This is a genomic window from Spongiactinospora rosea, from assembly GCF_003315795.1.
In the GTDB taxonomy this organism is placed as follows: domain Bacteria; phylum Actinomycetota; class Actinomycetes; order Streptosporangiales; family Streptosporangiaceae; genus Spongiactinospora; species Spongiactinospora rosea.
This window is the reverse complement of record NZ_QMEY01000023.1, coordinates 12,342-24,583: the sequence shown is the minus strand read 5'-3', so window position 1 is coordinate 24,583 and position 12,242 is coordinate 12,342. Positions and strand designations below refer to the sequence as shown.

Annotated in this window: 13 protein-coding genes; 4 read left to right on the top strand and 9 right to left on the bottom strand. The window is 72.3% G+C overall.

The window, feature by feature from the left end; genetic code table 11:
• Positions 1-324: 324 nt before the first annotated feature.
• The 5 genes from DP939_RS35330 to DP939_RS35310 all read right to left on the bottom strand — a co-directional run bounded on the left by DP939_RS35330 (position 325) and on the right by DP939_RS35310 (position 5,165).
• On the bottom strand, positions 325-1,608 hold the full coding sequence (locus DP939_RS35330) for an HD-GYP domain-containing protein (protein WP_113985192.1): 1,284 nt from the start codon (positions 1,606-1,608) through the stop codon (positions 325-327).
• Positions 1,605-2,951, bottom strand: a complete 1,347-nt coding sequence (locus tag DP939_RS35325; RefSeq protein WP_113985191.1) for an HD-GYP domain-containing protein — start codon at positions 2,949-2,951, stop codon at positions 1,605-1,607. The genes DP939_RS35330 and DP939_RS35325 overlap by 4 nt, the downstream gene beginning before the upstream one ends.
• 346 nt (positions 2,952-3,297) lie before the next feature.
• The gene (locus DP939_RS35320) at positions 3,298-4,239 is read right to left on the bottom strand and encodes an NAD-dependent epimerase/dehydratase family protein (RefSeq protein ID WP_113985190.1); all 942 of its coding nucleotides are present in this window, start codon (positions 4,237-4,239) and stop codon (positions 3,298-3,300) included.
• Positions 4,240-4,296: 57 nt separating this feature from the next.
• Positions 4,297-4,563, bottom strand: a complete 267-nt coding sequence (gene rsrA, locus DP939_RS35315; RefSeq protein ID WP_113985189.1) for a mycothiol system anti-sigma-R factor — start codon at positions 4,561-4,563, stop codon at positions 4,297-4,299.
• Entirely contained in the window at positions 4,560-5,165 is a 606-nt protein-coding gene (locus DP939_RS35310; protein ID WP_113985188.1) for a sigma-70 family RNA polymerase sigma factor, read from the bottom strand. Before DP939_RS35310 ends, rsrA begins: the two co-directional genes overlap by 4 nt.
• A gap of 293 nt (positions 5,166-5,458) precedes the next feature.
• Here DP939_RS35310 and DP939_RS35305 point away from each other — a divergent pair, with 293 nt between their 5' ends.
• Complete coding sequence (locus DP939_RS35305) at positions 5,459-6,205, top strand: class I SAM-dependent methyltransferase (RefSeq protein ID WP_111169441.1); 747 nt, start codon at positions 5,459-5,461, stop codon at positions 6,203-6,205.
• Here the strand turns inward: DP939_RS35305 and DP939_RS35300 are convergent.
• Positions 6,202-6,534, bottom strand: a complete 333-nt coding sequence (locus tag DP939_RS35300; protein WP_113985187.1) for a TraR/DksA family transcriptional regulator — start codon at positions 6,532-6,534, stop codon at positions 6,202-6,204. The genes DP939_RS35305 and DP939_RS35300 overlap by 4 nt on opposite strands.
• 214 nt (positions 6,535-6,748) lie before the next feature.
• Positions 6,749-7,489, bottom strand: a complete 741-nt coding sequence (locus DP939_RS35295; protein ID WP_113985186.1) for an SOS response-associated peptidase — start codon at positions 7,487-7,489, stop codon at positions 6,749-6,751.
• A gap of 117 nt (positions 7,490-7,606) precedes the next feature.
• Between DP939_RS35295 and aroA the strand changes: the two genes are divergently transcribed.
• From aroA to hisN, 3 genes are read left to right on the top strand one after another with little or no spacing between them, the layout of a single operon-like run.
• Positions 7,607-8,893 (top strand): 3-phosphoshikimate 1-carboxyvinyltransferase, encoded by a 1,287-nt coding sequence (gene aroA, locus DP939_RS35290; protein ID WP_113985185.1) that lies wholly within the window; start codon positions 7,607-7,609, stop codon positions 8,891-8,893.
• Positions 8,890-9,906: a ribosome small subunit-dependent GTPase A gene (gene rsgA / locus DP939_RS35285; RefSeq protein ID WP_113985279.1), complete on the top strand. Its 1,017-nt coding sequence runs from the start codon at positions 8,890-8,892 to the stop codon at positions 9,904-9,906. Before aroA ends, rsgA begins: the two co-directional genes overlap by 4 nt.
• Positions 9,907-9,963: 57 nt before the next feature.
• On the top strand, positions 9,964-10,767 hold the full coding sequence (gene hisN, locus DP939_RS35280) for a histidinol-phosphatase (protein WP_113985184.1): 804 nt from the start codon (positions 9,964-9,966) through the stop codon (positions 10,765-10,767).
• Positions 10,768-10,771: 4 nt separating this feature from the next.
• On the opposite strand, the gene DP939_RS35275 is transcribed toward hisN, so the two are convergent.
• Complete coding sequence (locus DP939_RS35275) at positions 10,772-11,587, bottom strand: fructosamine kinase family protein (RefSeq protein WP_113985183.1); 816 nt, start codon at positions 11,585-11,587, stop codon at positions 10,772-10,774.
• Complete coding sequence (locus tag DP939_RS35270; RefSeq protein ID WP_113985278.1) at positions 11,584-12,057, bottom strand: low molecular weight protein-tyrosine-phosphatase; 474 nt, start codon at positions 12,055-12,057, stop codon at positions 11,584-11,586. The genes DP939_RS35275 and DP939_RS35270 overlap by 4 nt, the downstream gene beginning before the upstream one ends.
• Positions 12,058-12,242: the final 185 nt, after the last annotated feature.

The following is a 12,242-nucleotide window of genomic DNA, read 5'->3' as shown; positions in this document are numbered from 1 at the left end:
GGCGCTCGCTTCGCTCGCGCGGGACCCGGGCGCCCTCAAGGTCGCGCCCTCCGCTCCTCGCTCAGTCGCTCCCTCGCTCGTTCCTCGCTCCCTCACTCCATCGCTCGTCGCTGCGGACACGACCGCGCCCGGGCCGTGCCTGGTCACGGGGAGTGCGTCACTGAAAAATAGCCAAGGCGCCTACGGCGCCCTTCTTGCTCGCTGCGCTCGCATTCCCCCGCCTCCGGCGGGGGACGCGCTCCGCGCACAAAGGGCCTCGCCGCGCTCGGGCGAACTCAGCACGGTGCCGGGCGTCGCGGGGCCCGCTATGGCGGGCTCGGGGCATCAGAGGTGGGGTAATGGAGACAGGCGGGTGATGACGTGGGACATGGCGTCGACTATGGCGGGGTCGTATTCGGTGCCGGAGCCGAGGCGGAGGCGGTCGAGGGCGGCGGCGGCGCGGTCGCGGTCGGTGGAGCCGCCGACGAGGTCGTCGTAGTCGTTGGCGGCCTTGATGATGCGGCTGGCCAGTGGTGGGCCTGCGGAGCAGGGCTCGCACTGGCGGCGGACGACCTCGGCGACCGTGGCGAGGACGCCCGTCTGCCGGATGACCTCGGCGCCGAGTTCGGCGATCCTGGCCGCCTGTTCGGGGTCGGTGAGCACGGTGGCGCCGCCCGGGATGGGGTCGCGCAGTGAGAGCTGGCCGATGTCGTGCATCAGGGCGGCGTACTCAAGGTCGAGTAACTCCGACTCGGCCATCCCCAGCTCGCGGCCGACCGCCACGGCGAGGTGGCTGACCCGGCGGGAGTGGCCAGGTTCGACGTAGCCGCCGACCTCGGTGACCCGGGACAGGGCACGGACGGTCTGCAGGTAGGTGGCGCGGATCCCGGCGTACTTGCGGAAGGCGACCTGGGTGACCAGCAGGGGCGCGGCGAACACCAGCAGGGCGGCCATGTCCATGCTGTGCGCGGCCAGGACGAGCAGGATGCCGGAGGCGGCGACGGCGGCGCCGAGGGGGGCGGCCATCCGGAGTTCGTCGCGTACGGCGACGGTCAAAGCGGTGCGGACCTGGACCGCGCGCAGCACCGCGGCGATCACGATGTCGGCCAGCATGGTCCCGAGGATCATCAGGGCCATCACGCCGAGCGCCGGGGTCCAGGTGCCGATGTCGCCCTTGGTCATGTCGTAGAGCGGCCCGGCCAGCGGGCGGAAGGCCAGCGCGAGGAGGGCCGCGGTGAGCAGCCGCCTGGCCACCGCGTCGAGCCGTGGGGTGCGGCCGACCGCCAGGTGCGGCAGCGCGCCCGCCACCATGCCCACCGCGAGGACCGCGACCACCTGGAGCGCCGTGTGCTGGACCGGCCGCCCGCCCATGTCGAGCAGCAGCGTGTAGCCGAGCGCCGCCGCGGTGCCGATCGGCGCGACCTCGCGGTTGCCCGGCATGGTGAGCCTGGCCAGCTCCCCGGTGGCGACCAGCGCGCCGAAGCCGACCGCGATCGGCGGGTCGAGCAGCCCGGCGGCGGCCGTGTGCGCGATCCCCACGACGGAGAGCAGCCCGGCCGCGCAGATGAGCAGCCACTGGGCGGTGTCGAGCCGTTGCCAGGCCGGGGGCGGTTGCGCGGCGTCGGTCACCGCTCCGACACCACCTGGATGGGCGTCGTGGGGTCGTCGTGGTCCTTGAGCGTGGTCTCGGCGTCGTCGCCGGGCGGGGCCTCGGGGGCGCGCTGCGGGGGATGCCAGCCCTTGCGCTCGATGGCGCGGACGAAAGCGTTGACCATGATCGGATCGAACTGCGTACCGGCCCCCTTGCGCAACTCCTCCATGGCCACCGGCACCGTGCGGGCGACCCGGTAGCAGCGGTCGGAGGTGATGGAGTCGAAGGCGTCGGCCACCGCGATGATCCGGGCGAACTCCGGGATCTCGCCCGCGGCCAGGCCCATCGGGTAACCGCCGCCGTCGTGCCGCTCGTGGTGGTGCATGATCCCGGCGAACGCCTCGTCGAGGAAGTCGATGCCGTGCACGATCTCCAGGCCGCGCATCGGGTGGAGCTGGATGGCCGCGTACTCCTCCTCGGTGAGCGGCCCGTCCTTCTGCAGCACCTTGGTGGGGACGCCGAGCTTGCCCACGTCGTGCAGCATGCCCGCGTAGCGGATCGCGCGCAGCCGCTCGGGGCCCATGCCGATCTCCTCGGCGATCAGGGTGGAGGCCAGCGAGACGCGGGTGCAGTGGCCGCGGGTGTAGTAGTCCTTCGTCTCCACGGCCTGGCAGAGCGCGGCGATCGTGGCGTCGTAGGAGCGCTGCTGCGCCCAGTACTGGCCGAACGCCCAGCGCGCCACGAACAGCGGGAGCAGCACCAGCACCGCGGAGATCGACTGGACGGTGGCCCACAGGCCCGCGATCAGCAGGCCGAAGGTGGCGTAGCCGAGATAGGAGACCAGGAGCTGGGCCATGCCGCGCAGCGGCACCCGCTCGACCTGGCCCGCCAGGGACAGCATGATCGCGATCAGCGCGAAGTTGAGCGGCACGTACACCGCCGCCGCCCCCGCGAACGGCATGATCAGATCGTCGAACCCGGCGATCTCCGGGACGCCCTGCTTGCCGCCGAGCCGGAGGTACGCCTCACCGGCGGCGAAGCCGCAGATCGCGAACTGCGCCCCGTTGTAGAGCCGTTTGGTCAGCGCCAGGCCGGGTCGCACGCTGAAGATCGCGGTCATCCCGACCAGCGCCGCGCCCTCCGGCCCGACCAGCACCACGGCGGCCAGGGCGGCCGAGAAGCTGACCGAGATGGCCGCCTGGCGCACGTGCAGCAGCGCCGGAACCGACTCACAGACCAGGAACAACAGGGCCAGCACGAGAAGTGCCGGCCAGTCAGGGCGCGCGAAGCGCCCGCTCAGAAGCGCATGGCCGAAGAGGCCCAACGCCCCCGCGATAACGGCGACCAGGTGGACCCTGGCCGGCCACGGCAGTCCACGCAATGCTGCCCCACCCAACCGGTGCTACAGGCGCGTGCTCACGTCCAGGAGATGCCCGGAGGAGCGGCGCTCGCGCTCGGCTCCACCACCACCGGGGCGAACAGCACCAGTGCTGTGACCAGCCAGGTGGCCATACCCTTCAACATTCGCCCGCCTCCACGTCGATTTCGCACTTCAGGCTACAGAAAGACAGGGCCCCGAGGGGTGGAATCCCGGGGAATCGCAAGCAAAGCGTAATCAAGCCGTCACCACCCGCCACCTTCTTGGCTCCCGGCGGCCACTTGCCCGATCCCATGTCACAACACCTGGCCGCGGCACACCAGCCCTGTCCGCCAACTTCGGCGGGAAGTCAGGAAACGGCGCGGGCCGCGGCCCATTCGACGGTGGCCTTGAGGCCGGTGGGCAGGTCGGTGCGCGGGGACCAGCCGAGGCCGTGTGCGGCCGGGGCGGGATCGACGGCCATGGCCGGGAGGTCTCCGGGACGGGCCGGGGCCAGCGCGGGGGTGTCGGGGGCGCCGGCGGCCTCGGCCACCAGGGTGTGCAGCCGGCGGTCGGTGGTCTGGACGCCGGTGCCCAGGTTGAACCGCCGCCCGCCGCCCGCCTCGCCGCAGGCGCGGGCGAAGCCGTCCACGACGTCCTCCACGTAGACGTAGTCGCGGGTCTGCGTGCCGTCGCCGTACAGGACCGTCGGCGACCCGCTCAGGAGGGCGTCGGTGAAGATGGCCACGACGCCCGCCTCGCCGTCGGGCGACTGGCGCGGGCCGTAGACGTTCGACAGCACCAGGGTCGTGTGGTCGATGCCGTGCAGCGCGCGGTAGGTCGCCAGGTAGGTCTCCGCGCCGAGCTTGGAGGCCGCGTACGGCGAGCGCGGGTCGGCCGGGGCGTCGCCGGGCACCGGGAGCGCCTCGGGCCTGCCGTACACCGCCACCGACGAGGCGAACACCACCTTGCGCGCCCCGCAGCCCCGCGCCGCCTCCAGGACCGCCACCGTGCCCTCGACGTTCAGCCGCGCGTCGTGGATCGGGTCGGCGACGCTCTTGCGCACGCTGATCTGCGCGGCGAGGTGGCAGACGACCTCCGGCCGCAGCCGCGCGGTCAGCGCGGCGAGCCCGGGGTCACGGATGTCGCCCTCGTGCAGGACGAACCTCGGGTCATGGCCCGCCGCGGCCAGGTTGGCCGGGTCGCCGCCGGACAGGTCGTCGACCACCGCGACCTCGTGTCCCTCACCGAGCAGCCGGTCGACCAGGTGGGAGCCGATGAACCCTGCTCCCCCGGTGACGAGTATCCGCATCCAAGTGCCCCTTCCACGATGCCGCCTGCGTTGCCGTCTGGCGACGATCGTAGAAGGTCACTCCGCGAGGTCGGCGCGGACCTGCTGAATCCGGGTGAGGACTTTGGCCCGCAGATCGGCCGGCACGGGGTCGCACCCGCAGTGCCGGGCGATCAGCCGCTTGACCGCCTCCTCCAGGCCGTACTCGGCCAGGCACGGCCCGCACTCGTCGAGATGGACGCGGATGTCCGTGCAGTTGGAGGCGTCCAGCTCACCGTCGATGTAGCTGTAGACCTTCTCCAGTACGTCACGACAGTCGGTGTCGTGCGGGTCGCCGCAGCTCATTTGGATCCCTCCGCCGGGACCAGACCGCGCTCGCGCGCGTAGTCCTCAAGAAGCCCGCGGAGCTGGCGACGGCCGCGATGGAGGCGCGACATCACAGTCCCGATCGGAGTGCCCATGATGTCGGCGATCTCCTTGTAGGGGAAGCCCTCCACATCGGCCAGATACACGGCGATGCGGAACTCCTCGGGCAGCGCGGCCAGCGCCTGCTTGACGTCGGTGTCCGGCAGGTGGTCCAGGGCCTCGATCTCCGCGGACTTCAGGCCCGCCGAGGTGTGCGACTCGGCCCGGTGCAACTGCCAGTCCTCGATCTCCTCGGTACCGGCCTGCTTCGGCTCCCGCTGCTTCTTGCGGTAGCTGTTGATGAAGGTGTTGGTCAGGATCCGGTACAGCCAGGCCTTGAGGTTGGTGCCCTCCTGGAACTGGTGGAAGGACGCGAAGGCCTTGGCGAACGTCTCCTGCAGGAGGTCCTCCGCGTCCGCTGGATTCCGGGTCATCCGGAGCGCGGCGGAGTAGAGCTGGTCGAGGTACGGCATGACATCGCGCTCGAACCGCTCACTCCGCTGTTCCAGAGTCTCCGCGTCTGTCGCAGGGACCGGACCCACCCCCTTAAGATCACCGGTGCCCGGCCGAAGCGGGATACCGTACTCAGCGGAGGATACCCGCTTCTCCGGGTCCGGCCGCTGACCGGGGCGGGAGCGGGTGTCTGGTTCGAGCAGCGCCTGCATGCGCGGACAACCTCTCGGGAGAAGATCGTGCGTCATCAGCGAGCAACACCGGCGTGCGATCGTCTGTTCCCGCAAGATAGAAGGTGACGAGAGTCCCGGTACGGGGAAAAAGAATACGTACCGGCTGGTAGCCCCAATCCCCGGAAACCCCGAACGCCCAGGAGCCGCGTGTGCTGCCCATTCCGGCCGAAGAACTGAACGGCTCAGGGACCCTGGGGCCGTACTGGACGTTTTACCGCGCGGTCGCCGCCGAGCAGCTCGGCCGGTGGCTGCCCGAGCGGCCATCGGTGCTGCTGGACATGTCCGGAGGCGGCGGGCAGTGGGCCGCCCAGGCCGCGCGGTCGGGTCACCGCGTGATCGAGGTCATCGACTTCCGCATCGACGGCGTGGCCGCGCAGGGCAAGCTGCGCGACGCCGACCGGGTGCGTCAGATACGGGCCGACGACCTCGGGTTCCTGCCCGACGAGAGCATCGACGCGGTGGTCGCCGAGGAGCGGGCCATGTCGGTGGAGCTGATGGCCGAGTCGGCGATGGGCGACGTGGCCAGAGTGCTACGGCCCGGCGGGCGGGCGCTGGTGTGCGTCGACTCGCTGGTGCTCGGCATGGCGATCCTCGCCGAACAGAACTACTGGGCCCATCTGCGCCAGAAGGGCGAGGTCATGCTGGTGCCCTGGCCCGACGGCAGCATCACCCGGTGCTTTTCCAGCGCCCAGCTCCGCGAGCTGCTGACGGGGGCGGGCCTGGAGGTGGAGTGGGTGCGTCCGCGTACGGTGCTGTCGCCCTCGACGGTCGATCACGTGCTGGCCTCCGACTCGCGGGCGCTGGCCTACCTGGTGCGCAGCGAACTGGAGGCCAACCCCGAAGACGACGACACGGTCGGCATCCACCTGGTGGCGAGCGCCCGCAAGAGCGGTTAGCGGCGGCGCTCCCGCTTGGCCTGGCACTGCACGCAGCGCGACGCCTCGGGCCGCGCCTCCAGGCGGCCCTCCGGCACCATCCGGCCGCAGTCCAGGCAGCGGCCGTAGCTGCCCTCCTCCAGCCGCTTCAGCGCGCTGAGCACGGCGTTGCGCTGGCGGGTCGCCACGTCCAGCATGGCGCGGGTGCGGTCGGCGTCGGTGAGGTCGGACCCGGCGTCGGCGGCCGAACGCTCGCGTACGGCGACCGGGTCGCCCCGTAACACCGCGATGGACCGCTCAAGATCGCCGAGCATGGTCTGCAGCCGCATGCGCGCGGTCGCGTCGTCCACGAGTGGCCACCTCCGGGACGGGTGGGCGCCTCGCGGCGGAACTCCCCCGAGTTTCCCGCCGGGCGCTGGGGGTCGCTCTGTCCGGGGGCACGCTACGGAAGGTGTACGGCCGAGCCTCCCCTTACCTGATCGAATGCCCACTTCACCGGCCGTTTACACCGCCGTGACCCGGCCTTTTCGCCCCTGGCGGGGGTGACGGGCCGTATCCGGCCGCTCAGACGATCGCCTTGTCGTCATCGGGCTCGATGCGCTCGACCAGCTCCGGCCCGTTGTTGCGCACGCTGTTGACCGCGGTGGACACCGGGTACGCCTCCAGCCGGTCCGGCGAGGCCGGGACCAGCAGCGCCTGGGCGTCGTCGGTGGCGGTGAGCTCGGGGTCGAGCCATTCCGACCACCGCTCGCGCTCGATCAGCATCGGCATCCGGTCGTGGATCCGGCCCAGCTTGTCCTTCGCGGTGGTGGTGATCACCGTGCAGGTCACCAGCCAGGCGGTGGGGTCGTCGTCGGGCTTGTTCCGGTCACGCCAGAACTCGTACAGCCCGGCCATCGCCATCACGCCGCCGTCGGCCGGGTGGATGAAATAGGGCTGCTTGCGCTTCTCGTCGAACTTGTACCACTCGAAGTAGCCGTCGGCGGGCAGCAGGCAGCGCCGCTGCGCGAACGCCTTGCGGTAGGACGGCTTCTCGGCCACCGTCTCGACCCGGGCGTTGATCATGCGCGACCCGATCGAGGGGTCCTTCGCCCAGGACGGCACGAGCCCCCACTTGACCACGCGCAACTGGCGTACGGCCCGCTCCTCGCCCTTCGGCACCCGGCTCAGCACCGCGTAGACCTCTTTGGTGGGCGCGACGTTGAAGTCGGGCCGCAACTCCTTCCCGGGCTCCCCGTCCAGCTCCACCCGGAACTCTTCCAGCAGCTCCTGCTTCTTCCGCGCCGAGGCGTATCTCCCGCACATAAGACCAGAGTGCCACCTGGACTCGCTCTCATGTGCGATTCCCGGGCGGACCGATCCGGCAGGACACAGCCAATTCGTCTGCGGGCCCTGCGGCGGGCCGCCCGGTAGAGTTGCCCCATGCCTGCGCATCCCGATCCGTGGCCCGCGCCCACCGTGCGCGAGCCCGTGGTGGCGACGGTTCCACTGCCCGGCTCCAAGTCGGTGACCAACCGCGCGCTGCTGCTCGCCGCGCTGGCCGACGGCCCGGGCACCGTGCTGGGCGCGCTGCGCAGCCGCGACGCCGATCTGATGGCGGCGGCGCTGCGCGAGCTCGGCGCGACGATGGAGCCGGCCGGCGAGACCTCCGCCGACGGCGTCGACTGGGCCATCACGCCGGGGCCGGTGCGCGGCGGCGCGCGGATCGACGTGGGGCTGGCCGGCACCGTGATGCGGTTCGTGCCGCCGATGGCCGCACTGGCCGGCGGCGAGGTGTTCTTCGACGGCGATCCGCACGCCCGCAAGCGGCCGATGGGGCCGATCCTGCGGGCGCTGCGGGCGCTCGGGGCGCAGGTGGACGGCGACGCGTTGCCGTTCACGATCCGCGGCCCGGTGCGCGGCGGGGAGGTGACGCTCGACGCGTCGGCCTCCTCCCAGCTCGTCTCGGGGCTGCTGCTGTGCGCGCCGCGCTTCGACAAGGGCCTCACCGTACGCCACGACGGCCCGCCGGTGCCGTCCGCGCCGCACATCCGGATGACGGTGGAGATGCTGCGCGCGGCGGGCGTACGGGTCGATGACACCGAGCGCGACGTCTGGCGGGTGGAGCCCGGCCCGATCGCGGCCCGCGAGCTGACCGTCGAGCCCGACCTCTCCAACGCCGCGCCGTTCCTGGCGGCGGCCCTGGTGACGGGCGGCACTGTGACGATCCCCGGGTGGCCCGAGCACACCACCCAGCCCGGCGACGTGCTGCGCGACCTGCTGACGCGGATGGGCGGGGAGGTCCGGCGCACCCAGGGCGGACTCGCCGTCACCGGCACCGGCCGGGTGCACGGCATCGACGCCGACCTGCGCGACGTGGGCGAGCTGACCCCGGCCATCGCCGCGCTGGCCGCGCTGGCCGACGGCCCGAGCACCCTGCGCGGCATCGCCCACCTGCGCGGCCACGAGACCGACCGGCTGGCCGCGCTGGTCACCGAGATCACCCGGCTGGGCGGCGACGCGGAGGAGACCCCCGACGGCATCACCGTGCGGCCCCGGCCGCTGCACGGCGGGCTCTTCCACTCCTACGACGACCACCGGATGGCCACGGCGGGCGCGGTGATCGGCCTGGCCGTCCCCGGCGTCCGGGTGGAGAACATCGCGACCACCGCCAAGACCCTTCCCCGGTTCCCCGGGATGTGGGCCGAGATGCTGGAGGACGGCCGCTGAGGAAGCGGGAATACGACGAAGACGACGTCCGCGTACGGCCGGGCAAGGGCTCCCGGCCACGGACGCGGATCCGCCCTGCGCACGAGGACGCGGTGCCCGGCTTCGTGGTGGCCGTCGACCGCGGCCGGTTCACCTGCCTGGTGGAGGCGGGCGAGCGCACCACCGTCACCGCGATGAAGGCCCGTGAGCTGGGCCGCAAGGGCATCGTGGTGGGCGACCGGGTGCGCCTGGTGGGCGATGTCAGCGGGCGCCCCGACACGCTGGCCCGGATCGTACGCGTGGAGTCGCGCCGGTCGATGCTCCGCCGCTCCGCCGACGACACCGAGTTCACCGACGGCATCGAGCGGCCGGTCGTCGCCAACGCCGACCAGCTCGTGATCGTGACCGCGCTGGCCGACCCGCCGCCCCGGCCGCGGATGATCGACCGCATCCTGGTGGCGGCCTACGACGCCGAGATCGACCCGCTGCTGTGCCTGACCAAGTCCGACCTCGCCCCGCCCGACGAGCTGGTCGCACTGTACGACCCGCTGGGCGTCCCGTACATCGTGGTGCACAAGGGCGGCGAGCTGGACGAAGTGCGCGAACGGCTGGCCGACCGGCTCAGCGTGCTCGTCGGGCATTCGGGGGTCGGCAAGTCCACGCTGGTCAACGCCCTGGTCCCGGACGCCGAGCGGGCCGTCTCGCACGTCAACCCGGTCACCGGGCGGGGCAGGCACACCTCCACCTCGGCGGTGGCGCTGGAGCTGCCCGGCGGCGGCTGGATCATCGACACGCCCGGGGTGCGCAGCTTCGGGCTGGCCCACGTCTCCCCCGACAACGTGCTGCACGCCTTCCCCGACCTGGTCGAGGGCACCGTGCACTGCCCCAAGGGCTGCACCCACCTGGCCGACGGCTGCGCGCTGGACGAGTGGGTGCGCCAGGGACACGCCGGCCCGGCCCGGCTGGCCTCGCTGCGACGGCTGCTCGCCAGCCGCGAGGGCGAGCCCGACCCCGAGGCGAGCCACGCCGATTGACCACGCTATGTCCCTAGAAAGCGGCGATCGGGCGTTGACGCGATACCGTGTCCCCTCGTGACGGACTACACCGACGATCTGCGGCTCGCCCACGTCATGGCGGACGCGGCCGACGACCTCACGATGCGCCGCTTCAAGGCGGTCGATCTGAAGGTCGAGACCAAACCCGACCTGACGCCGGTGAGCGACGCCGACCGCGCGGTGGAGGAGGCGATCCGCGGCACGCTGCGCAGGGCCCGCCCGCGCGACGCTGTGGTCGGCGAGGAGTTCGGCACCACGGGGTACGGCGCGCGGTCCTGGATCGTCGATCCCATCGACGGCACGAAGAACTACGTGCGCGGGGTCCCGGTGTGGGCCACGCTGATCGCGCTGCTGGACCGGGATCAGGTGGTCGTCGGCCTGGTGTCGGCCCCGGCACTGGGCCGCCGCTGGTGGGCGGCCAGGGGCGGCGGCGCGTGGACCGGCCGCGGGCTGACCAAGGCCAGCCGCTGCCGGGTGTCGTCGGTGGCCCGGCTGGGCGACGCCTCGCTGTCCTACTCCGACCTTGAGGAGTGGGAGAAGGCCGGGCGCCTGTCGGCGTTCATCGAGCTGACCCGTTCGTGCTGGCGCACCCGCGCCTACGGCGACTTCTGGTCGCACGTACTGGTCGCCGAGGGCGCGGTGGACGTCTCCGCCGAGCCCGAGCTGTCGCCGTGGGACATGGCGGCGCTGACCGTGATCGTCGAGGAGGCCGGCGGCATCTGGACTGATCTGTCCGGTGTGCCGGGCCTGGACGGCGGCAGCCTCGTGTGCTCTAACGGCCCGCTGCACGGAGACGTGCTGAAGCGGCTCGGCGGCGGGCCGCTCACCCTCCCGGTGTAGTCCGCTACAGGGCGAGGGTGCGGGCGGCGGCGTCGAGCAGGCTGCCCCGGTACGCCTCGCCGAACAGGCAGACGTGCACCAGCAGCGGATGGAGCTGGTGCAGCGGCACCCGGTCGCGCCAGCCGTCGGCCAGCGGGGCCTCCTCGTGGTAGGCGGCCAGGATCGTGGCCAGGTGCGGCGCCCCGAACAGCGCCAGCATGGCGAGGTCGGTCTCGCGGTGCCCGCCGTGCGCGGCCGGGTCGATCAGCATGGCCCGCTCGCCCGTCCACAGCACGTTGCCGCCCCACAGGTCGCCGTGGATCCGCGCGGGCGGCTCGGCCGGGCCCGCGAGCCCCGGCAGCCGTTCGACCACCTGCTCGACCAGCCCGGCGTCGGCCGCGGAGAGCTGCCCCGCGTCACGCGCCCTGCGCACGAACGGCAGCAGCCGCCGGGTGGCGTAGAACTCCGGCCAGCCGTCCGCGGGTTCGTTGCCCATCGGCAGTTCGGCGATGAAGCCGGGCCAGGACGCGCCGAAACCGGCGGCCCCGGCCGCGTGCGTGCGGGCCAGCTCCCGGCCGAGCCGCGCGGCGGCCTCCGCGGTGGCATCGCCCGGCTCGACCCACGTGAGCACCAGCCGTTCGTCACCGGCCTCGATCACCTCGGGCACGGCGATCGCGCCGGGCTCGGCCAGCCAGGCGAGCCCGGCCGCCTCGGAGGTGAACAGATGGGGAACGCCGCCTGTCGCCACGGCCGATTTCACGAAGACGGCGCGGCCGTCGGGAAGCTCGCCCTGGCTCAGCCTCCAGGCGTGTGAGGAGCCCAGCTCCCGCACGATCCTCACCGGAGGGTCGCCGCGAGGTGCTTGGCCAGCCCTTCGGACGCGGCGCGGACCATGTCCAGCACCTGGACGAACCCCTCGTCGCCGCCGTAGTAGGGGTCGGGGACCTCGGCGTTCTCCGGCGCGCTGGGGTCGAAGGAGCGGAACAGCCGCACCTCGGCGCCGGGCGGGGCGAGGGCGCGCAGCGCGCGCAGGTTGGTGGCGTCCATCGCCAGTACCAGATCCGCCTGGCCGAACCAGGCGGACTCGAACTGCCTGGCCCGATGCGCGGAGCCGTCGTAGCCGTGCGCGGCGAGGGTCCGCCCGGCCCGCTCGTCGATCGGGCCGCCCTGGTGCCAGCTGTCGGTCCCGGCGCTGTCCACGGTGACCTGCCGGTCAAGCCCGTGTTCCGCCAGGGTGCGGCGGAGCACGATCTCCGCCATCGGGGACCGGCAGATGTTGCCCATACAGACCAGACACACGTGGTAGCTCATGGCCTCCAGCATGCCAGCCGCAGGTGGTGGCCCGGTCTCCCGCCCGCCCTACGTTGACCCGGCCTCGCCCGCGCTTCCCAAACTGACTCCTGCGCTTTACCGGGTTCAAGCCCTTTGACGGCATATTCACACATCGCCGCATACCTCTTTCAACGTCGGTCACGGCTCGTTTCACTGTCGTTCAC

Bases quoted from the DNA above. Each gene is read 5' to 3' on its own strand.
- DP939_RS35320 (WP_113985190.1), bottom strand. From the start codon at position 4,239: ATGCGGATACTCGTCACCGGGGGAGCAGGGTTCATCGGCTCCCACCTG.
- rsrA (WP_113985189.1), bottom strand. From the start codon at position 4,563: ATGAGCTGCGGCGACCCGCACGACACCGACTGTCGTGACGTACTGGAG.
- DP939_RS35295 (WP_113985186.1), bottom strand. From the start codon at position 7,489: ATGTGCGGGAGATACGCCTCGGCGCGGAAGAAGCAGGAGCTGCTGGAA.
- aroA (WP_113985185.1), top strand. From the start codon at position 7,607: ATGCCTGCGCATCCCGATCCGTGGCCCGCGCCCACCGTGCGCGAGCCC.
- DP939_RS35270 (WP_113985278.1), bottom strand. From the start codon at position 12,057: ATGAGCTACCACGTGTGTCTGGTCTGTATGGGCAACATCTGCCGGTCC.